21 protein-coding genes and 1 pseudogene are annotated in these 21124 nt (G+C 62.4%); 21 read left to right on the top strand and 1 reads right to left on the bottom strand.

Annotated features, from left to right (window positions below; translation table 11 throughout):
• The first annotated feature begins 492 nt into the window (after positions 1–492).
• From G3446_RS01225 to flgL, 13 genes are all read left to right on the top strand, one after another.
• Positions 493–1416 (top strand): chemotaxis protein, encoded by a 924-nt coding sequence (locus G3446_RS01225; RefSeq protein WP_164450565.1) that lies wholly within the window; start codon positions 493–495, stop codon positions 1414–1416.
• A 111-nt stretch (positions 1417–1527) separates the two neighbouring features.
• A complete protein-coding gene (locus G3446_RS01230; RefSeq protein ID WP_164450566.1) occupies positions 1528–2340 on the top strand; it encodes a CheR family methyltransferase in 813 nt (270 codons plus the stop codon).
• 327 nt (positions 2341–2667) lie between these two features.
• The gene (flgB, locus tag G3446_RS01235) at positions 2668–3072 is read left to right on the top strand and encodes a flagellar basal body rod protein FlgB (RefSeq protein ID WP_164450567.1); all 405 of its coding nucleotides are present in this window, start codon (positions 2668–2670) and stop codon (positions 3070–3072) included.
• 4 nt (positions 3073–3076) lie between these two features.
• A complete protein-coding gene (gene flgC / locus G3446_RS01240; RefSeq protein ID WP_164450568.1) occupies positions 3077–3496 on the top strand; it encodes a flagellar basal body rod protein FlgC in 420 nt (139 codons plus the stop codon).
• Between the two features lie 11 nt (positions 3497–3507).
• On the top strand, positions 3508–4185 hold the full coding sequence (locus G3446_RS01245; RefSeq protein ID WP_164450569.1) for a flagellar hook assembly protein FlgD: 678 nt from the start codon (positions 3508–3510) through the stop codon (positions 4183–4185).
• A gap of 42 nt (positions 4186–4227) precedes the next feature.
• Entirely contained in the window at positions 4228–5580 is a 1353-nt protein-coding gene (flgE, locus tag G3446_RS01250; RefSeq protein ID WP_164450570.1) for a flagellar hook protein FlgE, read from the top strand.
• Positions 5581–5605: 25 nt separating this feature from the next.
• Positions 5606–6346: a flagellar basal-body rod protein FlgF gene (flgF, locus tag G3446_RS01255; protein ID WP_164450571.1), complete on the top strand. Its 741-nt coding sequence runs from the start codon at positions 5606–5608 to the stop codon at positions 6344–6346.
• A 46-nt stretch (positions 6347–6392) separates the two neighbouring features.
• Positions 6393–7184 carry a flagellar basal-body rod protein FlgG gene (gene flgG / locus G3446_RS01260; RefSeq protein ID WP_164450572.1) on the top strand — a complete coding sequence of 264 codons (792 nt, stop codon included), beginning with the start codon at positions 6393–6395 and terminating at the stop codon, positions 7182–7184.
• Positions 7185–7210: 26 nt separating this feature from the next.
• Positions 7211–7906 carry a flagellar basal body L-ring protein FlgH gene (gene flgH, locus G3446_RS01265; protein WP_164450573.1) on the top strand — a complete coding sequence of 232 codons (696 nt, stop codon included), beginning with the start codon at positions 7211–7213 and terminating at the stop codon, positions 7904–7906.
• 124 nt (positions 7907–8030) lie between these two features.
• Positions 8031–9209, top strand: coding sequence for a flagellar basal body P-ring protein FlgI (locus G3446_RS01270; RefSeq protein WP_164450574.1), 1179 nt, complete (start codon positions 8031–8033; stop codon positions 9207–9209).
• Positions 9210–9232: 23 nt separating this feature from the next.
• A complete protein-coding gene (flgJ, locus tag G3446_RS01275; protein WP_164450575.1) occupies positions 9233–10291 on the top strand; it encodes a flagellar assembly peptidoglycan hydrolase FlgJ in 1059 nt (352 codons plus the stop codon).
• A gap of 72 nt (positions 10292–10363) precedes the next feature.
• Positions 10364–12496, top strand: coding sequence for a flagellar hook-associated protein FlgK (flgK, locus tag G3446_RS01280; protein ID WP_164450576.1), 2133 nt, complete (start codon positions 10364–10366; stop codon positions 12494–12496).
• A gap of 12 nt (positions 12497–12508) precedes the next feature.
• Positions 12509–13789: a flagellar hook-associated protein FlgL gene (gene flgL / locus G3446_RS01285; RefSeq protein ID WP_164450577.1), complete on the top strand. Its 1281-nt coding sequence runs from the start codon at positions 12509–12511 to the stop codon at positions 13787–13789.
• Between the two features lie 135 nt (positions 13790–13924).
• Here the strand turns inward: flgL and G3446_RS01290 are convergent, their stop codons facing one another.
• A complete protein-coding gene (locus tag G3446_RS01290; protein ID WP_164450578.1) occupies positions 13925–14278 on the bottom strand; it encodes a flagellar protein FliT in 354 nt (117 codons plus the stop codon).
• A 282-nt stretch (positions 14279–14560) separates the two neighbouring features.
• On the opposite strand from G3446_RS01290, the pseudogene G3446_RS29080 reads away from it, so the two are divergent.
• The 8 genes and pseudogenes from G3446_RS29080 to G3446_RS01325 all read left to right on the top strand — a co-directional run.
• Positions 14561–14845, top strand: a pseudogene (locus G3446_RS29080) (tetratricopeptide repeat protein); the annotation flags it as partial.
• Positions 14846–15025: 180 nt separating this feature from the next.
• On the top strand, positions 15026–15784 hold the full coding sequence (locus G3446_RS27905) for an FkbM family methyltransferase (protein ID WP_245232232.1): 759 nt from the start codon (positions 15026–15028) through the stop codon (positions 15782–15784).
• Between the two features lie 122 nt (positions 15785–15906).
• A complete protein-coding gene (locus tag G3446_RS01300; protein ID WP_209262202.1) occupies positions 15907–16521 on the top strand; it encodes a hypothetical protein in 615 nt (204 codons plus the stop codon).
• A 23-nt stretch (positions 16522–16544) separates the two neighbouring features.
• Entirely contained in the window at positions 16545–17318 is a 774-nt protein-coding gene (gene rfbF, locus G3446_RS01305; protein ID WP_164450580.1) for a glucose-1-phosphate cytidylyltransferase, read from the top strand.
• On the top strand, positions 17315–18379 hold the full coding sequence (gene rfbG / locus G3446_RS01310) for a CDP-glucose 4,6-dehydratase (RefSeq protein ID WP_164450581.1): 1065 nt from the start codon (positions 17315–17317) through the stop codon (positions 18377–18379). The genes rfbF and rfbG overlap by 4 nt, the downstream gene beginning before the upstream one ends.
• Positions 18376–18939 (top strand): dTDP-4-dehydrorhamnose 3,5-epimerase family protein, encoded by a 564-nt coding sequence (locus G3446_RS01315; protein ID WP_164450582.1) that lies wholly within the window; start codon positions 18376–18378, stop codon positions 18937–18939. The genes rfbG and G3446_RS01315 overlap by 4 nt, the downstream gene beginning before the upstream one ends.
• The gene (locus G3446_RS01320; protein WP_164450583.1) at positions 18936–20162 is read left to right on the top strand and encodes a methyltransferase domain-containing protein; all 1227 of its coding nucleotides are present in this window, start codon (positions 18936–18938) and stop codon (positions 20160–20162) included. Before G3446_RS01315 ends, G3446_RS01320 begins: the two co-directional genes overlap by 4 nt.
• An 81-nt stretch (positions 20163–20243) precedes the next feature.
• Positions 20244–21071: an NAD-dependent epimerase/dehydratase family protein gene (locus G3446_RS01325; protein WP_164450584.1), complete on the top strand. Its 828-nt coding sequence runs from the start codon at positions 20244–20246 to the stop codon at positions 21069–21071.
• Positions 21072–21124: the final 53 nt, after the last annotated feature.

Here is a 21124-nt window from a genome sequence, read left to right on the forward strand (position 1 = left end):
CGCCTCGGTCGACCTCGATCGCCAGTTTGACCTGTAGGGTGGACGAGCGAGAGCGAAGTCCACCGCATCCCCCTCTCTTAGGAGCCTGCGCTGCGCTTGGCTACGCTTGCGGCGGGAGCCCGGGCCAATCTAGGGCCGACGGCCCTCGGTCGAGATACCCTCTGCAGCCAGCTGCTAGACTCTGCAGAGCCGTCGAGCCGCCTGAAATGCCAATCCAGTCAACAATTGCCCAAGCGATTTGTGGTGATCTTGCAAAGGTACTTCGTGCGAGGGGAGGCGGGCTGCATCCGGGCCTCTCTTAAGTGCTCCAAGCGACGGCGGCCGATGCAGGGGGAGGATGCTCCACAAGACGCGAATAGCGCGCCCGATCTCTCAGCCGAGGAATCGGGTTGAAGCAATCACGGCGCACGCGAGCCGGCGGCTCGCGGCGCAAGCACAGCAGGTCGCCGCGCGTCTTGCGACAGGTGACGACGATGAGCGGGAGGCGGATGGATGAGTCAGTTTATTGACGATGTCGATCAAAGAACGCGTCTTGTGGGCCAGAACAGGATGGAGCTGCTGTTGTTCCATCTCGGCAGCCAGCAGGCATTTGGCATCAATGTCTTCAAGGTCCGCGAGGTCATCGCGAAGCCCCAGCTGAGGCAAATTCCCGGCTCTAGCCCCGTCGTCTGCGGTGTCGCGAACATTCGCGGCAAGACGGTCTCGATCATCGATCTGGCGCAGGCGATCGGTTTCCCGTCGCCTCCGATCAGAGAGACCGACGACGCCAAGGTCATCGTGACCGAGTTCAACCGCTCCGTGCAGGGTTTCTGGGTGTCAGCGGTCGACCGCATCGTCAACGTCAACTGGGAGAACGTGAAGCCACCGCCGCGCGGCACGGAGCAGGACAGCTATTTGGTTGCCGTGACCGAGGTCGATGGGCGCTGGGTCGAGATCATCGACGTCGAGCGTGTCTTTGCACAGGTGAATCAGCTCAACGCCGACGTTTCCGAGGCCGTGCAGAAGGAAGCCGAAGGGGTTCCGCACGATCGTCGGATTCTGGTCGTCGACGACTCCTTGGTCGCGCGCAAGCAGGTCGAGCGGGCCATCGCCGAGATGGGCTTCAGAACCGAATCGCGCTCGGACGGCAAGGCCGCGCTCGAGTATCTCGAGGAGCTGGCCGATGCGGACATGGTGGACGAGCACATCGAGCTCATCATTGCCGATATCGAGATGCCGCGCATGGACGGATATACTCTCACGCGCAAGATCAGGGAGAATGGCAAACTGAAGGATTTGCGGGTGATCCTGCATTCTTCGCTGAGCGGCCAGTTCAACATCGACATGGTCAAGCGTGCCGGTGCCGACGATTTCTTGGCGAAGTTCGATCCAGACGAGCTCGGAGAGACCGTGCTCAGGCATGTGCGCGGCAGCTAGCGAAGGGAAGGTCAGCGGCGCCTACGGGCAATGAGCGGTCCCGCCCCACCGGGACATGAAGTTTGGCTTGCAGATTAGGCGTGATGCGAACATCCATCCGAAGGTTTAGCCGTGATTGATGCCCAGGATTACGCGGAGTTCGCTCGGTTCCTGTCCGAATGCTGCGGACTCGTGCTCGGCGAGAACCGTCAGTATCTCGTCTCGAGCCGATTGTCCCGTTTGCTCGAGGAGTTCGGCTTCCAGAAGGTGGAGGAGCTGCTCCGGGCCTTGCGCAAGTCCGCAGATCCCAAGCTCAAGTCGCGTGTCATCGATGCCATGACAACCAACGAAACCTCTTGGTTTCGTGATGGCTATCCCTTCGAGCTGCTGCGCCAGGTCGTGCTGCCGGAGCTCGAGGCCAAGAAACGGCCCATCAAGATCTGGTCGGCGGCGTGCTCTAGCGGTCAGGAGCCCTACAGCATCAGCATGACGGTCGCGGAGTGGGAAGCATCATTTCCGCCTAAGACGACCCCTGTCAGCATCGTGGCGACAGATCTCTCGGAAACGGTCCTGGCGGAGGCGCGGAACGGGCTCTACGACGGGCTTGCCATTGCGCGCGGACTGAGCATGGAGCGTCGTCAGAAGTTCTTCGATACGGTCGCGCAGGGGCATAAGATCAAGCCGGACATCCAGCGGCGCGTGCGCTTCCAGAAGCTGAACCTGATGGAGTCCTACGCTATGCTCGGCAAGTTCGACATCGTCTTCTGCCGCAACGTCTTGATCTATTTTTCCGCCGAAACCAAACGACGTATTTTTGACGGCATCGCGCGCCAGATGGACCCCGGCGGCTATTTCTTCGTCGGCGCCTCGGAGGCCGTCGGCTCCTACACGAACGCCTTCGAGGTCGTTCGCACCCCCCAAGGCAGTATGCTCCGGCGCCGCTGAGGCCGCTTCTCAGGGATTCGGCGGTCTGAGCCACAGCGGGGCGCCGCTCGGTGGGAGCGGCGCCCCGCCGCGATCAGGCGCCAGGCGACGCTCCTCATCTTCGATCGGCCAGATTCAGGCCGCATCCCGCCCCCAGCGCCGAAGGCCGTGTCGCGCTCCTCCTTGGCGCCCAACCGGTCCGCGCCACCTCTGAAGAAGCCTGTCGGCCCGTTCTGTGAGGCGGCGCACATCCTCGCCGCTTCCGGACCCGAGCCCGAGAGACTGCTCCTACGCCTGGCATAGGGAGTGCATTTCGGTCTGCAAGCCGAATTTGCACCTCTGAGCGTCATGAGTCTGTCACTCGACAAAGCCTTTGGAATCCTGCCTGCCTCCGTCGCCCTTCAGGCGCGCCGAACCGAGGTGCTTGCCTCCAATCTGGCGAATGCGGACACGCCCGATTACAAGTCACGCGATTTCGACTTCAGCGAGACCCTGGCTGGGATCGAAGGCAAGGGCAGTCAGCTCGAGCTCGCCCGTACCCAAGCCGATCACTTGACGCTCGCCGGTCAGCAGTCGGCGCTCGAGCCAGATCTGCAATATCGCATTCCGGCGCAGCCTTCATTGGACGGCAATACCGTCGATCCCCAGCTGGAGCGAGCCGCTTTCGCGGAGAACGCCTTGCACTATCAAAGTACCCTCGAATTTCTGAACCGACGTATTTCCGGCATCCGCGCAGCGCTGCGCAAGGAGTGAAGTCATGAGTGATCTCTTCAGCCTCTTCAACACCTCGGCGTCGGCGCTGACGGCGCAATCCGTTCGCTTGAACACGGTTGCCTCGAATCTCGCGAATGCGAGCACCGCGGCCCCCACCCCTGAAGAGGCCTACAAGGCCAAGCAGGTCCTGTTTCAGACCGTCCTCGATCAGGAAGATCCCGATGGCGCGGCCATGCCGGTGCGGGTGACGGGCATCGTCGATTCCGAGGCGGAGCCTTTCCCGGCCTACGAGCCCAATCACCCGCAGGCCAACGAAGAGGGATACGTCTTTCGGCCGGCGATCAGCGTCGTCGAGGAGATGGCCAACATGATGTCGGCTTCTCGCAGCTATGAGGCGAACGTCGAGGTGATGAGCACCTCGCGTCAGCTCTTGCAGCGCACCTTGCAGATCGGTCAGAGCTGAGGTCGCCACAGATGACGCAATTCAACTCGGATGCGATCAGTAGTCTTGGCCTTACGGGCTACGGATCTGCAACCACGGAAACGAACGATAATTCGCTGGGTCAGGATGATTTTCTGAATCTGATGATTACCCAGCTGAAGAACCAAGATCCGACCGATCCGGTGAAGAACGAGGATTTCGTCGCCCAGCTCGCGCAGTTCTCGACTGTGTCCGGGATCGAGGAGCTCAGTGCATCGTTCGATGAGCTCTCGACCACGCTGAGTCAAAATCAGACGCTACAGGCTGCCTCATTGGTTGGGAACAATGTCTTGGTCCCCGCGCAATCGGTCGAGCTGAGCGAAGGACAGGGCGTGAGCGGAGCGATCAGCTTACCCGCCTCGGCTAGCAGCGTCTCCGTCAGTATCTGCAATGCGACTGGAGAGGCTGTGAGATCCATCGACCTCGGCACTCTATCTGCTGGATTGCAGGAATTCGCCTGGGATGGGCTGCTCGAGGACGGAACCGCGGCGCCCGCTGGGGCCTATGACATCAAGGTGACGGCTCAAACCGATGGCACCACGGAATCCATCACGACGATGCTCGACGGTCAGGTTCAGAGCGTGACCAGTGATGAGCAAGGGGGCGGGCTGGTGCTGAGCGTATTGGGGATTGGAAACGTCAGCTTCTCAGACGTCTATCGTATTGGCTGACGCCGATTAGGCGCCGAATTTTGACAGATTGGAGATGAGATCATGCCTTTTCGCATCGGTTTGAGTGGGCTGAATGCAGCCGCGGCGGACCTCGAGGTCACTGGCAACAACATCGCGAATACGGGTACCGTCGGATTCAAGGAGTCGCGCGCCGAGTTCGCGGATATCTTCGCTCAGGCATATGGCGGGATCAGCAAGACGGCGATCGGGTCGGGCGTTCGTTTGGCCGCGACGACGCAGCAATTCTCACAAGGGAATATCGAGTACACGGAAAATGCCTTGGATCTTGCGATAAATGGAGAGGGCTTTTTCGTTCTGAATGATAGTGGTGAAAGGCTTTATAGCCGTGCAGGCGAGTTTCAGGTGGATCGTGATGGTTACGTTGTTAATAGCGCAGGTCAGCGGCTGCAGGTTTATCCGCAGAAAGACGATCAAACTGCGGATGAGAGCTTCACGGTAGGGAGTCTTAATGATCTACAGCTGCCACTGAACCAGGAGTCAGCAGCGCTCGGTACGACCAGAATTACGACGAACGTGAATTTGAGCTCTAGCGCCACTCAGCCGATAGATCCAGCGACCGGAGAAGCGTTTGATGCAGTAGATATCACTAATCCTGATAGCTATAATTGGTCCACTTCATTGAATGTTTATGACTCTGAGGGTGCGGCGAGGACAATGACGCTGTACTTCGTGAAAAATGAGGATCCGCTGCAGTGGACAGTTTATGCTGAGCTAGATGGCATGACGCCAACGCCGGAGCCGCCGGTTACCCCCGAAGGGACTTTCGATATAACGTTCGATTCTAATGGAAATCTCGACTTGGAAAGCACGGAACGGCTGCAGACGTTGAGTTTTGATCTCGAGCAGTATTCTCCAATTAATGGTGCGACTATCGGGCCGCTCGATCCGACAACTGCCACGGAAACTTCCCCTGATGGATTGGGGGCGAATCCCGGTGACGTCATATTTGATCTCTCAACGATCACCCAGTACGGCTCTTCCTACTCTGTGAACGATCTGACTCAAGACGGCTACCCGAACGGTACTTTAACGGGTGTGGATGTTTCTCAGAACGGTGTGGTCTTTGCCCGTTTCACAAATGGTCGCTCTGAACTTTTGGGGCAGGTAGCGATTGCGAATTTCAAGAATCCTCAAGGTCTCCAGCAGCTCGGGGAAAACAACTGGGCACAGAGCTATGACTCTGGCGATCCAGTTTTCGGTGAGCCGGGGGATGGACGGTTAGGCTCCATTCAGTCAGCGGCTCTGGAGAGCTCGAACGTTGACCTTGCCGAGGAGCTTGTGGACTTGATTCAGGCGCAGCGGAACTACCAAGCTAACGCACAGACCATTTCCACGGCGGACGAAGTGACGCAGACCATCATCAACATCCGGTAGGCAACTGCGTCATCGAGGGTAAGTCATGGACCGTTTCATGTACCTGGCGATGTCCGGCGCGAAAGAGAATCTCTACGCGCAGGCCATCAACAACCACAACCTGGCGAATGCCACCACGCATGGCTTTCGGCAGTCGCTCGCCGATGCCTACACGGCGCCCATCACCGGGCCCGTCTACGACTCGCGCGACTATGTCCAGGTCGGGAACGAGGCCATCGACTTCAGCCATGGTGCGATGCAAAGCACCGGCCGGGATCTCGACGTCGCGATCCAGGGCGAAGGCTTCATCGCCGTCCAAGCGCCGGACGGCGGCGAAGCCTATACGCGGGCCGGCAATCTGCATGTCGACGCACAGGGCATGCTGCTGACAGATCGCGGGCTTCCCGTGCTGGGTGACGGCGGTCCCATTACGGTCCCGCCGGACGAAAGCATCCTAATCGGCACGGACGGGACCATCACCATTCGTCCGGAGGGCTCGGCGCCGAACGCCTTGGCGGCCGTCAACCGCATTCGGCTGGTCAATCCGGATACGGCGACCTTAGAACGGACGGAGGATGGTCTGATTCGTGCTAAGGACGGTCAAGAGGTCGAGGCAGATGCCAATGTGCGCGTGGTGACCGGCATGCTGGAAACCAGCAATGTCAATACCGTCGAAGCCTTGACGCGGATGATCGAGCTGTCTCGCACCTATGAGACGCAGATCAAGATGATGGAAACCGCCAACAACATCGAAGAACGCCATAACCGCCTGCTGGGGATCAGCTAGCTGGGCCAGTTAGACAGAAGAGCCAGACCATGAACGGAGCTAGACCATGAACCAAGCGCTTTGGATCGCCAAGACGGGCCTCGATGCGCAGCAGACCCGTATGTCCGTGGTCTCGAACAACCTAGCCAACGTCAATACGACGGGCTACAAGAAGGGCCGGGCGGTGTTCGAGGACTTGATTTACCAGACCGTTCGCCAGCCGGGCGCTCAGGCGACCCAAGAGGCACAGCTGCCCTCCGGGCTGCTGTTGGGGACCGGCGTGCGCACAGTGGCGACCGAGAAGCTCTTCGAGCAGGGCAATCTCGTGCAGACCGAAAATTCTCTCGATCTGGCCATCCAGGGGCAGGGCTTCTTCCAAATCCTGATGCCGAATGGTGATCTTGGCTACACCCGAGACGGCAGCTTTCAGATCAACGCCAACGGCGAGGTCGTCATGTCCAACGGCTACGCGCTGCAGCCCGGGCTGGTGGTGCCCGAGACAACGCAGACCATCAGCATCGGCAGCGACGGAACGGTATCGGCCCAGCTTGCGGGAGAAGCCGCACCTGTCGAGCTCGGAGCCATACAGCTCGCGAACTTCATCAACCCCGCCGGCCTGCAGTCGGTCGGCGAGAACATCTATCTGGAGACGGCGGCCTCCGGGAATGCCCAGCAGTCGAATCCTGGACAAAACGGCGTCGGCACCGTCCTTCAAGGCGCGGTGGAGTCGAGCAACGTCAACATGGCGGAGGAGCTGGTCAATATGATCGAGACCCAGCGTGCCTACGAGGTCAACTCCAAGGCCATCTCCGCGGCCGACGAGATGCTGCAGTACGCCAACAACAAACTAGGCTCATAGCCCCTCACGTAGCTTGAGAGAAGGTCATGACGATATCAATCGCCCGCATCGCGCTCCTCATCACGGCAGTGGGTCTCTCCGCGTGCAGCACGCTGAATCCGCCCAAGCCAGGTGATTCCGCAGAATATCGGCCCACGGCGCCCGTCGCGCCCAAGCCGGCGGCAGCCAACAAAGGCGCCATCTTTCAGGCGGCGCAGAGCCAGGGGCTGTTCGAGGACTACAAGGCGCGCCGGGTCGGCGATCTCGTCACCGTCGTCCTGGCCGAGAAGACCAACGCCAAGAAGTCGTCATCCACCTCGACAGCGAAAGATAGCGAGCTGGAGATGGATGTCGGCAACTTCACCTTCGCCGGCAGGTCGCTGGTCGATGACGAAACCAAGCTCTTGGGCGCGGCCGCGACGGGTGGGCGGACGTTCGATGGCTCCGGCGACTCCAGCCAGAGCAATCAGCTGAGCGGCGAGATCACGGTCACGGTGGCGGAGGTGCTACCCAACGGCAACCTCGTCATCCAGGGCGAAAAGTGGCTGGGCATCAACCAGGGGCAGGAGTTCGTCCGTATTCGCGGCATCATTCGGCCCGAGGATGTTTCGACCTCGAATACGGTGCAGTCGACACAGGTTGCCAATGCGCAGCTCTACTATGGTGGCACCGGGGCCCTGGCGGACAGCAACGCGCAAGGCTGGCTGTCGCGGTTCTTCAACTCGCCGATCTGGCCGATCTGACCGCGCCCCCCGGCACCTGTGGCGCGAAGGTTGCTGAGCAAAGGCTAGCTGATCGAGAGGGCTGTCAGCGCCCGATTCGCGGGGTGCGGCGACAGGTACCGGGAGAGAGCATTCGAGGTCCATCATGAGCAGGATCCTGACATTCACTGGGGCATGTCTCCTCGCCGCCGGCATGGCTGGGCCGCCGCGCCTGGCGCTCGCGGGCAACACGGTGGTCGTGGACGATTATGGTAGCCAGGCCGATTGGAGCGGTGTCGGTTTGGAGCGCATCAAGGACGTGGCGACCTTCGCGGGCGTTCGCGACAACCAGCTGATCGGCTATGGCCTGGTGGTCGGGCTCGACGGCACGGGCGATCAGACCACCCAAGCGCCCTTCACGGTACAGAGCCTCAAGAACATGCTGGTTCAGTTGGGGATTACTGTCCCGGAGAACGTCAATCCCCAGACCAAGAATCTCGCCGCGGTCATGGTGACGGCAGACCTCGGGCCGTTCGCCAAGCCCGGGCAGCGCATGGATGTGACCGTGTCTTCCTTGGGTAATGCCAAGAGTCTGCGTGGCGGCACCCTGTTGATGACCCCGATGAAGGGCGCTGACGGCCAGGTCTACGCCATGGCGCAGGGCAATCTCACCGTGAGCGGCTTCGGCGCCGGCGGCGCGGACGGTAGCCGCATCACCGTCAACGTGCCGAGCGTTGGCCGCATCCCCAATGGCGCGACCGTGGAGCGCGAGGTGCCGAGCGCATTCGCTCAGGGCGACGCGCTGACGCTGAATCTCAGGCGCCCAGACTTCACCACGGCCACTCGCGTGGTCGAGGCCATCAACGACAACATGGGCGGCGATCTGGCGCGGGCGCTCGACGGGGCCTCGATTCGCGTGCGCGCACCCCTGGACCCCAGCGATCGCGTGGCCTTCGTCTCCGTGCTGGAGAACCTGCCCATCGAGGCGGCCGCACCCCCTGCCCGCGTCATCATCAACGCACGCACGGGCACCGTCGTGATCGGCGAGGGCGTGACCGTGACGCCCGCAGCGGTCTCGCACGGCAGCCTCACCGTGACCATCAGCGAGGACCCGCAGGTTTCGCAGCCGAATCCATTCGCCGGAGGGCAAACCGCCGTGACGCCTCAGAGCGATATCGCCATCGAGCAAGAGAGCAACAGCATGTTCCTGTTCAGCCCGGGGCCGACCCTGAGCGAAATCGTGCAGGCGGTGAATGAGGTAGGAGCCGCTCCCGGCGACCTGGTCGCCATCCTCGAGGCGCTGCGCGAGGCCGGCGCCTTGCACGCCGAGCTGGTCGTCATCTAAGCCGCGCCCATTCGAGTCGAGTCATGTTTCCCTCGAGCGACAAATTCGGGCTGGCCGCGACGACGGCGCTACGCACTGGCCTCGTCAGTGACCCTGCCTCCTACAAAAGCTTGGCCGCGTCCGCGCGGACCGGCGGCGCGGCAGGCTTGGAGGCCGCGGCGCGGGCCTTCGAGTCCTTGCTCGTCGGTCAGATGCTCAAGCAGATGCGTGCCGCGAGCCTGGGGGATGGTCTCTTCGATTCCAGTCAGACCAAGCTGTACCAGGATCTCTTCGACCAGCAGATCGCCACCGTGCTCAGCGAGCGCGAAGGCATGGGGATTCGCAAGGCCCTCTTGCGCCAGCTGGCGCCCGAGCTGACCGAGGAGCAGGGCGAGCGGGATGCCGACGACCTTATCGTGCCCGAGCGCAATCCGCTGCTGAGGAGCCTGAAGCGCCGCAAGGTCGACGCGGCCGTCGACGCAGTGACGGGGACGAGCGGCCAAGCGAAGGCCGCGGCCGAGAAGGCTTCTTCAAAGCCGCTCCGGATCGACGCCACGGGCAAATGGCCGCCAAGCAGTCCCGAGGAGTTCGTCGCCTTTCTCAAGCCCTATGCCGACCAAGCCGCCGAAAGGCTGGGGATGGACACCAGTGCCCTGCTTGCGCAGTGCGCGCTCGAGACCGGCTGGGGCAAGCACGTGCCGCGGCGCGCGGACGGTAGCAGCAGCTTCAATCTCTTCGGTATCAAGGCGGACCGCAGCTGGCAGGGCGATAAGGTCTCCGTGGGCACGCTCGAGTACCGCAACGGCGTCGCGCGCCGCGAGCAGGCCAAGTTTAGGGCCTATGACAGCCCGGCCGACTCCTTCGTCGACTATGTCGCCTTCCTGAGACGCAACCCGCGCTATGGGGAGGCGTTGAAGAGCGAGAATGCGGAAGATTTCGTCCGTGGCCTGCAAGAGGCCGGCTATGCGACCGATCCCCGCTACGCCTCCAAGATCCTGAGCATTCGCGATCGGCTGCTCAGCATCAGCGCCGCGATCGAGGCGCAACCGGCGGAAGAGACTCAAGTTTCCGTCATCGAGGCCGATAGCCCAGCAGAAGGCTAAGCGAGTGCAGGTGGGCCTGCGCACGTCTGACCAGGCAGGGGATGGTCGCTTCACTACCAGAAGGTTAAGTCCATGAGCATACTGGGAACCGCGGTCTCGGGTCTGCTGGCCTACCAACGCGCCCTCGCGACGACCAGTCACAACATCTCGAATGCCTCCACCGAAGGTTACAGCCGCCAGCGTGTGGAGCTGGAGTCGAGAAACCCCCAGATGCTCGGTGGGAGCTATGTCGGCCAGGGCGTCAATGTTAGTACCATCAGGCGGCTTCAGGATGACCTGGTTGATGCCCACTTGCGCGCCAGCTTGACCGATAGCGCCAATGGTGAGGTCAGGGCAGCCTTTGCCGAGCGGGTCGATCAGCTATTGGCCGACGAGACCACTGGGCTCGAGCCAGTGCTGGAAAGCTATTTCAGCGCCGTGCAGGATGTGGCCAATGACCCAACGTCCATGTCCGCGCGAACCGTGATGTTGAACGAGGCCGAAACGCTCGTCGAGCGCTTCAGCCATCTCGATACCCAGCTCGACGAGCAACGCGCCCTCGTGAACGGGCAGATCGAGACGGCCGTCGAGGAGATCAATCAGTACGCGAAGTCATTGGCGGCGCTGAATCTCGAGATCGTCTCAGGCTATTCGGGCGGATCCGCGCCGAATGACCTGCTCGACCGGCGCGACAACCTGCTCAATCACTTGGCCGAGAGGGTGGACATCACCGTCAATGCGCAAGACGACGGCTCGGTCAATGTGTTCATCGGCAACGGCCAACAACTGGTCATGCGCGGCGGCTCCAATGAGCTTGTCGCGGAGCATCTCTCGGCCGACCCGGAAAATCTCGATATCGGACTCAAGAGCAGGGCTTCTGCAGAGCCGATCGACATCACCCGTTTCATGACGGGCGGAGAGCTCGGGGCCCTGCTGGAGACGCGCACGAGCATCCTGGATACATCCCAGAACCAGCTTGGCCTGATCGGTCTCAACTTGGCTGCCCGCTTCAACGAGCAGAATGCCCTTGGTCTGGATCTCGACGGTCAGCTCGGTCAAGCCATCTTTGGGCTGCCGGAGGTTGCTGTCAGCGCGTCGCCCGACAATGACTCGGCGTCGATCCCAGATGTCACGATCTCCGATGTGAGCACCCTGACAGCTTCCGACTACCGGCTGACTTTCAATGGTACCGACTTTGGCTTGAAGCGTTTGTCGGACAACCAGGTCGTCGCCCTCGACGATACGACTCCTGGAGTACTTGTCGGCGACGGATTGACGATCGACGTCAGCGGACTGGGAGATGCCGAAGCTGGGGACGATTGGCTTGTACAGCCCACGCGTTTCGCCGCTGAGGGTTTGTCGGTCGAGATGACGGATCCAGCCGATATTGCGGCGATCTCAGGAGCCCTGGCGGATGATGGCAATCAGGGGGAAGCCCGGGTCACCGGCTTGCGGACAACGGTTAGCCCGCTGACGGCGGATGGCACCGTGCCCGCCACCGTTATCACGAACGATAGCGGGGATACCTACAATCTACTGAGCGCGCAATATGGTCCCGATTCCGGCTCGGCTCAGGTGGAGAGCTTCGACGTGGTCGATCCACAGGACGCTGGTCTGTTGACCGCGACGACGATCAGCTACGACGCCGTCGAGGGTCGCTTCGATGTCGACGGCGAACTGTTCACCCTCGATCCATCGGGAACGACGACGATCAGCATGAACGGCTGGGAACTGAGGATCCGAGGAGAGCCGGATGACGGAGCGGCCTTTACGATTGGAGTGACCGCGATCCCCGTCGCAACGCCTCAGCCTGCGCAAACGACCATTGCAGGCAGCGGCTGGGAGCTGGACATCGAAGGTCAGCCCGCTGCAGGTGATATGTTCCGGCTCGACCTCAGCGCCGGTCGGGAGGGTGACAACCGCAATCTACTCGTCATGGCCGGTATTCCGGAAGAGCGCTTGATCGAGGACCGCTCGACCATCCAAGGCGGCTACGACGACATCCTTTCCGAGGTGGGCACCCAGACGCGCCAAGCGCAGATCGCGCGCGATTCCAGCGCAACCGTGCTTGAGGCGGCTCAGGCCCAGCGAGAGGCGATCTCGGGCGTGAATCTGGACGAGGAGGCGGCGAACCTGATTCGCTTCCAGCAAGCCTATCAGGCCTCGGCACAGGTGATCGCAACCACCCAGACCATCTTCGACACGCTGATCAACGCCGTGCGCTGACGGAGCATGACAATGCGGATCTCGACCAGCCAAATTTTTCAATCCGGCGTCAGTGCGATGCAACGAGCGCAGGCGGACCTGAACCATACGAGCCTGCAAATGGCCACGGGCCGCCGTATCCTGACGCCTTCGGATGATCCCGGCGGTGCCGCAGTGGCGGTGCAGCTGCAGGCGGCGATCAGCTCTGTCGAGCAGTACCAGCGCAACGTCGATATCGCGACCCCGAAGCTGAGTCAGGAGGAGGCTCAGGTCGAAGCGGCGGAGAACATCTTGCAGCGTGCTCGGGAGCTCGTGCTCAGCGGCAACAATGATACGTACTCCGATGAAGATCGCCGTACCTTCGCCAGTGAGATCCATCAGCTGCGCGAGGATCTACTCGATATCGCCAATTCGAAGGACTCCAACGGCGAGCACTTCTTCTCCGGGACCCGCGTGAGCAGGACGCCGTTCGTCGTCGGTGAGAATGGGCAGGTCTCTTACGTTGGCGCCCAGGGCCAAGGTGCGGTGCGCGAAGTCGACCTTAGTGCTACGCGGCGCGTTGCCACCGGTGATACCGGGGCATATGTCTTCATGGAGATTCCCGAGAGCAGCGGGCTGCTCACAGAGGCCGTGCCTGCCGCCGCAAATAGCGCTAACCTGGATGTTCCCGGCGTGGCGATGACGACCGAAGTCGCGGACATCGATCAGTCGCTGAGCAGCGCGGGGGAGACCTTCCGCATTCGCTTCAAAGACGATGCGGGGACACTGATGTACGAGGTTGTGGACACGGAGGGGCATGCGATACAGGATGCCGACGGTGCTCTGATCGGCGGTCCCTACGTGCCCAACGAGCCGATCGATTTCGCTGGTCGTCGCGTTACGCTGACTGTCCCCAACACGACGCCGCCCACGGAGCCTGCCGATGGCGACGAGATCATCTCGCGTCCCATGGAGCAGGTCAGCATCTTCCAGACGCTGGACGACATCGCCAGCGCCCTTGAGTCGTCATCGTCCGAGACGGAAGCCCGAGCGCTCTTGGACGAGGCGTCAAGCATCGCGATCTCGAACATTGATGCAGGTCTTGAGCGGCTCAACGAGGTGCGCTCTTCGGTCGGGCTGCGTCTCAACGTGATGGAAACGCACGCCGACCTGAATGATCAGCGGTTGGTCGATCTCAATACGACGCTCTCGGAAGTGCGTGATCTCGATTACGCCGAGGCCATCAGCCGCTACAAGCTGCAAGAGGTCGCACTTCAAGCCGCTCAACAGACCTATGTTCAGGTTTCGCGGTTGTCGCTGTTCGATTTTCTTTGATCGCGCAGTCCGCCAAGGAATTGATCGCCTCCGCGTCCCCTGACCAGGGGGGAGGCGCAGCAGAAGCCGCTCACGGAAAGAAAGGGTAATGAAAAGGGGAGATCGTGAAACGGGCATCAGCCTGGAAGGGAGGCCTCAGGTGCGAGTCTCGGGGATATCGTAGGCTTGGCGAATGCGTCGGCGGCGCTCCTTTGACGGATTGCTCGTGCCCTGCTCTAGCAGCCTGGCAATTTTCTGGCGCCGGGCCATGGCGCGCGAGGTGATTTCGGCCTCTAGCCGACGGATTGTCCTCAGTGCGAGCGATTCTTTCGCGGTTAAAGCGCAACCGCCTAGACGCTCCCGGATCTGCTCGACGAGCAATGCCCGTCGCTTTTGGAGGCGTGCTGCAAGCTGCCAATCATCGCCGATGCTCGCCTGGCGCATCTGAACGGTTGCTTTGTGTAGGCTGCCGATCAGCCTGTCGACACTTGGATTGACTTGATCGCTCATGAGCGGTTTTCCCAATGGCCTAGACGCTGGACCCATTGCCGCGAAGGTCACGTCGGCAACTCCAGAAGGCTGCGGTCGATGCTGCTTGACTTTGCGCTTGTAAGCAAGACGGAAATCGGGAGGGCGTCAGTGGTCTGGTGCGCGGTTCGGCAGTCTCTTTTTGGGAGTCTGTGCTCGGTGCTAGGATTCCGAAATGGCCGGCGAGTGAAAGTGCCCGTTTCGAGCCGCGTCAGGACGAAGCGGTATGGTTAAACTGACCCGGCGTCGTAAGGAGCGATCATCGTGACCGATTCGCGAGAACTACTCAAGCAAGCCATCGAGCATCAGCGTGGCGGTCGCGCGGAGGCCGCCGAGTGGCTTTATCGCGCCGTTTTGGCGCTTGATGCCGACCATGCCGAAGCCCACCACAATCTTGGCATCATCGAGATGGAGCGCGGACAGATCGATTCCGGGCTGGATCATTTGCAGAGGGCGCTCGATCTTGATCCAGAGGTCGGAAATTATTGGTTGACGCTTGCCGAGGCTTTGCTGATCGCCAAGCGTCCGGGGCAAGCGCTGGACGTTATGGATCGTGCGGAGGAGGCCGGCCTGGACGCCCCCGAGGTGGGAGCGCTTCGCCAGCGGATCGAGGAAGCCTTCAAAGCGCTGCCCCAGCAGGGCGCTGCAGTTGATGATGCCTCCCCGCAATTACCGGGGGCCGTCAGTGCCTCGGGCTCGCCGGAGAGTCAAACGCCCTCATCAGATCAGATGGTCGTGACGCTGGGCGACGGGACGCGCGTGAAGTGCCCCGTCGATGTTCGTGACAGAGCCACCTATATCCTCGTCGAGCAGGGGGATTGGTGCGAGCCGGAGGTCTCCTTCGTGCGTCGCTTCATCGAGCCCGGCATGTCGGCACTGGATGTCGGCGCAAGCCATGGCGTCTATGCCTTGAGCCTGGCGCGGCGGATGGGCGGCCGAGGCCGGGTCGTCGCTTTGGAGCCCATTCGGGCGGCGTTCGAGCGGCTCGAGCAGAGCCTTGTCGAGAATGCCCTGCAGGATACTCTGACGGTGATTCGCGCCGGGCTTTCGAACATTGCCGGCGAGGTCGACGTCGGTGCTCAGGCCAGACGGAAGCCGGACAATGCAGATGCCGACTGCGGTTTGGAGCCTGCTCCCATGATGACCGCGAAGGAGTTGATGGAAGGTGGTCGATGGCCCACAGCGCGGAGGCTCGACTTCGTTCGGCTCAATGCCGGCGATCAACAGCTCGATATCTTACGGCACTGGCCGCGCGAGCTATCGGAGCACAGTCCCCTGGTCATGCTCAGGATCGACTCCGGATGCTCCGTCAACGATGCTGCAAAAGCACTCGCCGGATTCGGCATGCCGCTTTTCCGGCTCGTGCCGTCCTTGGGCGCGCTGGTCGAGTACGAGCTGGGTCAGCCGCTCGATCCAGGGGTGCGAAACCTGTTCACTTGCACCCGAGAGCGTGCCGAGATGCTGTTCCGCCGCGGACTCATCGTCTAGCTGGCGCTACCGCCGGCTTCCCCGGCGCACCCGGGGCATGATCTGTGTCATTTGGAGAGCCCATGAATCCGAAACTATGGCAAACGCGGCTTGCGGCATACCCATACGCTCAACCCTCTTTGATGAGCTGGCAGCTATCCGATCACGCGAACGATATCCACTGGTCGGACTACGAGCAGGCGCTGAACGGCTATCTGGAATGCCAGGACGATTCGCTGGCGCTCGCAGAGCGCTATCGCGCTCTGATCGAAGCACGTGATCGATTTCTGCGCCTCAGGGCTCAAGGGGATGGCCATATCGCCACTCATATGATGCTCATGCGCAGCATCTTGGATCTGGGCGACGTGCGAGCCGCGGCGCAGGCTGCAGAGATCCTGCGAACGGAGATGCCTTGGCTGACGACTCCGCTACCGGAGGATCTGCAGTTGCAGATCAATCGTCCGTTCCTTCCTCCGACCCGGGATTTCGACCTTCGGCCCGTGCGGGGCGACCTCGGGGATTGGCTGCAGGCGGCGGTTCTGGATGTTTTCGAGAAGGGGCGGGCGGAGTCGTCATGCGTGCACGGCGATCTCCGCGCGATTGAAGACCTTGCCGAGAATCCCAGCAGGAGTCCGGAGATGGCGCGCCGGGAATGGCTCATGAGTCTGCGACTCGGGGCGACCTGTCGCATGTCCGAGGTCACCGAAGATCCGAGCTTCTCCGAGCTCCAGGCCCTGCGCGCAGCATTGCTGCACTGATTGCTTGGCGTGATGGTAGTCGAATGAAGGCGGTGATTCTCGCTGGCGGCCTCGGGACGCGCATCTCGGAGGAGTCCCACCTGCGACCCAAGCCAATGATCGAGATCGGCGGCATGCCGATCATCTGGCACATCATGAAGCTCTACTCCTGCCAGGGCGTGAACGATTTCGTCATTTGCTGCGGCTACAAGGGCTATGTCATCAAGGAGTATTTCGCCAACTACTTTCTGCATATGTCCGATGTGACCTTCGATCTCGCCGACAATCGGATGGAGGTCCATCAGCGCAAGGCAGAGCCATGGAAGGTGACGCTGGTGAGCACGGGGCTCAATACCCAGACCGGTGGGCGGCTCAAGCGGGTGGCCGACTATCTCCACGGTGAAGATGCCTTCTGCTTCACTTATGGGGACGGCCTCAGCGACGTCGATATCCGCGCGCTCATCGACTTCCACCGCGACCACGGCCGATGGGCCACCGTCACCGCCGTGCCGGCGCCAGGTCGCTACGGCGCCATCGAGCGCAGCGGCAACGAGGTGACGGGATTCACCGAGAAACCGCGCGGCGGCGAGGGGCTGATCAACGGCGGCTTCTTTGTGCTCTCTCCAGCCTGTCTGGGTCTAATCTCCGGCGACGAGACGACCTGGGAAGGGGAAATCCTCTGTCGGCTCACCAAGCTACAGCAGATCATGGCCTTCGAGCACGGTGGTTTCTGGCAGCCGATGGACACCCTCCGCGACAAGAACCATCTCGAAGCGCTCTGGATGTCGGGTAAGGCGCCCTGGAAGCTCTGGGCGTGAGCCGCGGCTTCTGGCGCGATCGCCGGGTGCTCGTCACCGGCCATACCGGCTTCAAGGGCGGCTGGCTCGCCCTGTGGCTGAGCGAGATGGGGGCGCAGGTCTTCGGCTATGCTCAAGATCCTCCGACCGATCCGAATCTCTTTACGCTCGTGGGGCTTGCGGAACGACTCGCCGAGCACCGTCTGGGCGATATTCGTGACTACGAGGCGCTTGCGGTGGCCGTCGCGGAGGCCCGGCCGGAGATCGTCTTCCATCTGGCCGCCCAGCCGCTGGTGCGAGAGGCCTACCGGTCGCCGCTCGAAACCTATGCCGTCAACATCATGGGCACGGCGAACTTGCTGGAGACGTTGCGTCATACGCCGACGGCTCGTGCGGTGGTGGTGGTCACTTCCGACAAGTGCTACGAGAGCAGGGAGTGGGTCTGGCCCTACCGCGAGATCGACCCGTTGGGCGGCGACGATCCCTATGCGAGCAGCAAGGGCTGCGCCGAGCTCGTCACCAGCGCCTATCGCCGCTCCTTTCTGGCCGCCGCCGGCATCCAGGTTGCCACCGCGCGCGCCGGCAATGTCATCGGCGGTGGGGATTGGGCGTCAGACCGGCTCTTGCCCGATGTACTGCGCGCCCTGGACCGGGGGCAGACGGTTCCGATCCGTTCCCCCTTGGCGGTCCGTCCGTGGCAGCATGTGCTCGAGCCGCTGTCGGGCTATCTTGCCCTGGGCGAGCGTCTCCACGAATGCGGCGACGACTATGCCCAATCCTGGAACTTCGGTCCGGACGCAGGCGACGTGCGCTCCGTCGGCTGGATACTGGAGCACTTGAGCGCTCAGGCCGACGGGCTGCGCTGGCGGCTCGACGACGACCCGCAACCGCACGAGACGTCCCTCCTGGCGCTCGACAGCGCCAAGGCGATAGGAAGGCTCGGTTGGCGGCCGCGCTGGGATCTGGGGCAGGCGCTCGATCGCACGCTGGATTGGCACCGTGCGTGGCGGGATGGCGCCGATATGCGGCGCGTCTCGCTGCAGCAGATCGACTGTTATGCGACGGAGCGGGCGGGACTATGAGCGCGCGTTTCCGCAAGCACGCGACTGAGATTGCCGGCATCGTGTCGGTCGAGCGCTTGCCGATCGGCGACGAGCGCGGATTCTTCGAGCGTGTCTATTGCGCGGGTGAGCTCGAGTCGCTCACCGGGGGGCGGCCGATCGTTCAGATCAATCGCACCCTGACGCACCGCAAAGGAACGGTGCGCGGCCTGCACTTCCAATATCCGCCGGATGCCGAGATCAAGCTCGTGAGCTGCCTGCGTGGCGAGGTGCTCGATGTCGCGGTCGATCTGCGTGCCGGCTCTCCGACCTTTCTGCGTTGGCACGCCGAGCGCCTGAGCGCGCTCGAGCATCGCATGCTGATCATCCCCGAGGGCTGCGCGCACGGCTTTCAGACGCTGGTCGACGACTCTGAGCTGCTGTATCTGCACACCGCCGCCCATGCCCCAGCGGCGGAGGCTGGCGTTCATCCAGAGGACCCCGCGCTCGCCATCCGTTGGCTCCTGCCAGTCGCCGAGCTCTCGTCGCGCGATGCCGGGCACCCGTGGATCGCGAAGGGATTCCAGGGGGTTAGTCTGTGAAGTGCCGGCATTGCGGGGCGGCCTTGGTGCTGTCGATGCTGGATCTCGGTAGCGCGCCACCCTCCAACGCCTATCTGAACGAGCAGTCGCTGCATGGACCCGAGCGCTGGTATCCGCTGCGCATCCTGGTCTGCGAGCGCTGCTGGCTGGCGCAGACCGAGGACTTCGCCCGCGCCGATACCTTGTTCGATGCCGAGTACGCCTATTTCAGCGGCTTCTCGACGAGCTGGCTGGCGCATGTCGAGTGCTATGTCGAGCAAATGTGCGCTCATTTGTCGCTCGGGGCCGCGAGCCGGGTGATCGAGGTTGCGGCCAACGATGGCGCCTTACTGCAGTTCGTGCATGCGCGCGGCATCCCCTGTCTCGGGATCGAGCCGACCGCGGGGACCGCCGCGGCGGCACGCGCCAAGGGGCTGTCCATCGTCGAGGCGTTCTTCGGCCAGTCGCTGGCTCGGCGGTTGGCGGCCGAGGGACAGTGGGCGGACCTGATGGTCGCCAACAACGTTCTGGCGCATGTGCCCGATATCAACGACTTCGTCGCCGGCTTTGCGATCTTGCTCGCGCCGCAAGGCGTGGCGACCTTCGAGTTTCCCCATCTGGCTCGCCTGGTGGCCGAGGGACAGTTCGACACCATCTACCACGAGCACTTCTCCTACCTGTCGCTCACCGCAGTCGAGCGAATCTTTGCGGCCAACGGCCTGGCCCTGCTCGATGTCGAGACGTTGAGGACTCATGGGGGGAGTCTGCGCGTGATTGCGCAGCGTAGCGATACCGGCCGTCATCGGCGCGATCCACGGGTCGACCGCCTGCTGCAGGAGGAAGCGCGGCTCGGGATGGCCTCCGCTGGATACTATGCCGGTCAGCAGGCAAGGGTGGATCGGCAGAAGAACGACCTGCTTGCCTACCTCATCGAGGCCAAGCGTCGCGGTCTCGCTGTCGGTGCCTACGGCGCGGCGGCCAAGGGCAACACTCTGCTCAACTATGCCGGTGTGAGACCGGATCTGCTGCCTTACGTGGTGGACCGCAACCCGGCCAAGCAGGGACGCTATCTCCCTGGCAGCCGGATCCCGATCCTGTCCGAGGACCACCTGCGGCGCGACCGTCCGGATCGTGTCTTGCTCCTGCCGTGGAACCTGCGCGACGAGCTGGTCGCGCAGTTGGACTATGTTCGCGGCTGGGGCGGGCGCTTCGTTTTGGCCGTGCCCGAGCTGGTCGAATGCTGATCGGACCGGAAGCAGGGGCGCGTTGCGAGCTCGGTACGACCGGGACGCTTCTCATACGTTGCCCGGAGGGCTGCTGACGAGATGCTGCTCTTCACCGGCTCCACCGGCTTTCTTGGTCGGCAGATCCTGCGCCAACTGAAAGGGTGCGGCATGCCGATCCGGCTGCTGGTGCGCGATGCGGGACGTGTCTCGGCGGCGCTCTCAGGCGTGGTCGAGACGATCGAGACACGGGATTTGTTCGCTGAGCAGACGGAAGTGCTGAGGGGCTGGCTGGACGGGGTGGACACGCTTGTGCACGCGGCTTGGTATGCGGAGCCCGGGCGCTATCTGGATTCGCCCCACAATCTCGCTTGCCTCAATGGCTCTCTGCGGCTTGCGCGGGCATTCATCGATGCCGGGGGACGGCGGTTCGTCGGCATCGGGACCTGCTTCGAGTACGACCTCTCTGCGGGCTTGCTGAGCACGCAGACGCCGCTTCGGCCCCAGACTCTCTATGGCGCCTGTAAGGCCGCGACTTTCCAAGTTCTTGATCGCTTGCTGCCCGCGGCTGGGGTTGAGCTTGCCTGGTGCCGGCCGTTCTATCTGTACGGGGACGGCGAGGCACCGCAGCGCCTGGTGGCCTATCTGCATCGCCGGCTGGCGGCCGGGGAGCCGGCGGAGCTGAGCTCAGGGGATCAGATCCGCGACTATCTCGATGTCGAGGAGGCCGGGGCAATGATTGCCGCGGTCGCGCTGGGCGGTCGCCGGGGAGGGATCAATATTTGCTCCGGTCGACCGGTCACCGTGCGCCAGCTTGCGGAGCGCATCGCCGACGAATACGGGCGCCGCGATCTGCTGCGCTTCGGGGCGCGGCCCGACAATCCGCTGGACCCGCTTTGTGTCGTCGGCATCCGCGACGGAGCGAACTGACGGTTTTCCGTCCGAAATAGTCAAGTTTCTTCTCAGGTGGTCGATACTCTAAG

Origin of the sequence: Thiorhodococcus minor (assembly GCF_010820565.1) — a bacterium.
Taxonomy (GTDB): Bacteria; Pseudomonadota; Gammaproteobacteria; order Chromatiales; family Chromatiaceae; genus Thiorhodococcus; species Thiorhodococcus minor.

What these genes read in the sequence shown, in the direction of transcription:
- G3446_RS01315 (WP_164450582.1), top strand. Translation starts at nt 18,376, where the DNA reads ATGAGCGCGCGTTTCCGCAAGCACGCGACTGAGATTGCCGGCATCGTG.
- flgK (WP_164450576.1), top strand. Translation starts at nt 10,364, where the DNA reads ATGAGCATACTGGGAACCGCGGTCTCGGGTCTGCTGGCCTACCAACGC.
- rfbF (WP_164450580.1), top strand. Translation starts at nt 16,545, where the DNA reads ATGAAGGCGGTGATTCTCGCTGGCGGCCTCGGGACGCGCATCTCGGAG.
- G3446_RS01225 (WP_164450565.1), top strand. Translation starts at nt 493, where the DNA reads ATGAGTCAGTTTATTGACGATGTCGATCAAAGAACGCGTCTTGTGGGC.
- flgF (WP_164450571.1), top strand. Translation starts at nt 5,606, where the DNA reads ATGGACCGTTTCATGTACCTGGCGATGTCCGGCGCGAAAGAGAATCTC.
- G3446_RS01300 (WP_209262202.1), top strand. Translation starts at nt 15,907, where the DNA reads ATGAGCTGGCAGCTATCCGATCACGCGAACGATATCCACTGGTCGGAC.
- G3446_RS01325 (WP_164450584.1), top strand. Translation starts at nt 20,244, where the DNA reads ATGCTGCTCTTCACCGGCTCCACCGGCTTTCTTGGTCGGCAGATCCTG.
- flgE (WP_164450570.1), top strand. Translation starts at nt 4,228, where the DNA reads ATGCCTTTTCGCATCGGTTTGAGTGGGCTGAATGCAGCCGCGGCGGAC.
- flgB (WP_164450567.1), top strand. Translation starts at nt 2,668, where the DNA reads ATGAGTCTGTCACTCGACAAAGCCTTTGGAATCCTGCCTGCCTCCGTC.
- G3446_RS01270 (WP_164450574.1), top strand. Translation starts at nt 8,031, where the DNA reads ATGAGCAGGATCCTGACATTCACTGGGGCATGTCTCCTCGCCGCCGGC.
- flgC (WP_164450568.1), top strand. Translation starts at nt 3,077, where the DNA reads ATGAGTGATCTCTTCAGCCTCTTCAACACCTCGGCGTCGGCGCTGACG.
- flgL (WP_164450577.1), top strand. Translation starts at nt 12,509, where the DNA reads ATGCGGATCTCGACCAGCCAAATTTTTCAATCCGGCGTCAGTGCGATG.
- G3446_RS01245 (WP_164450569.1), top strand. Translation starts at nt 3,508, where the DNA reads ATGACGCAATTCAACTCGGATGCGATCAGTAGTCTTGGCCTTACGGGC.
- G3446_RS27905 (WP_245232232.1), top strand. Translation starts at nt 15,026, where the DNA reads ATGGTCGTGACGCTGGGCGACGGGACGCGCGTGAAGTGCCCCGTCGAT.
- flgH (WP_164450573.1), top strand. Translation starts at nt 7,211, where the DNA reads ATGACGATATCAATCGCCCGCATCGCGCTCCTCATCACGGCAGTGGGT.
- G3446_RS01290 (WP_164450578.1), bottom strand. Translation starts at nt 14,278, where the DNA reads ATGAGCGATCAAGTCAATCCAAGTGTCGACAGGCTGATCGGCAGCCTA.
- flgJ (WP_164450575.1), top strand. Translation starts at nt 9,233, where the DNA reads ATGTTTCCCTCGAGCGACAAATTCGGGCTGGCCGCGACGACGGCGCTA.
- flgG (WP_164450572.1), top strand. Translation starts at nt 6,393, where the DNA reads ATGAACCAAGCGCTTTGGATCGCCAAGACGGGCCTCGATGCGCAGCAG.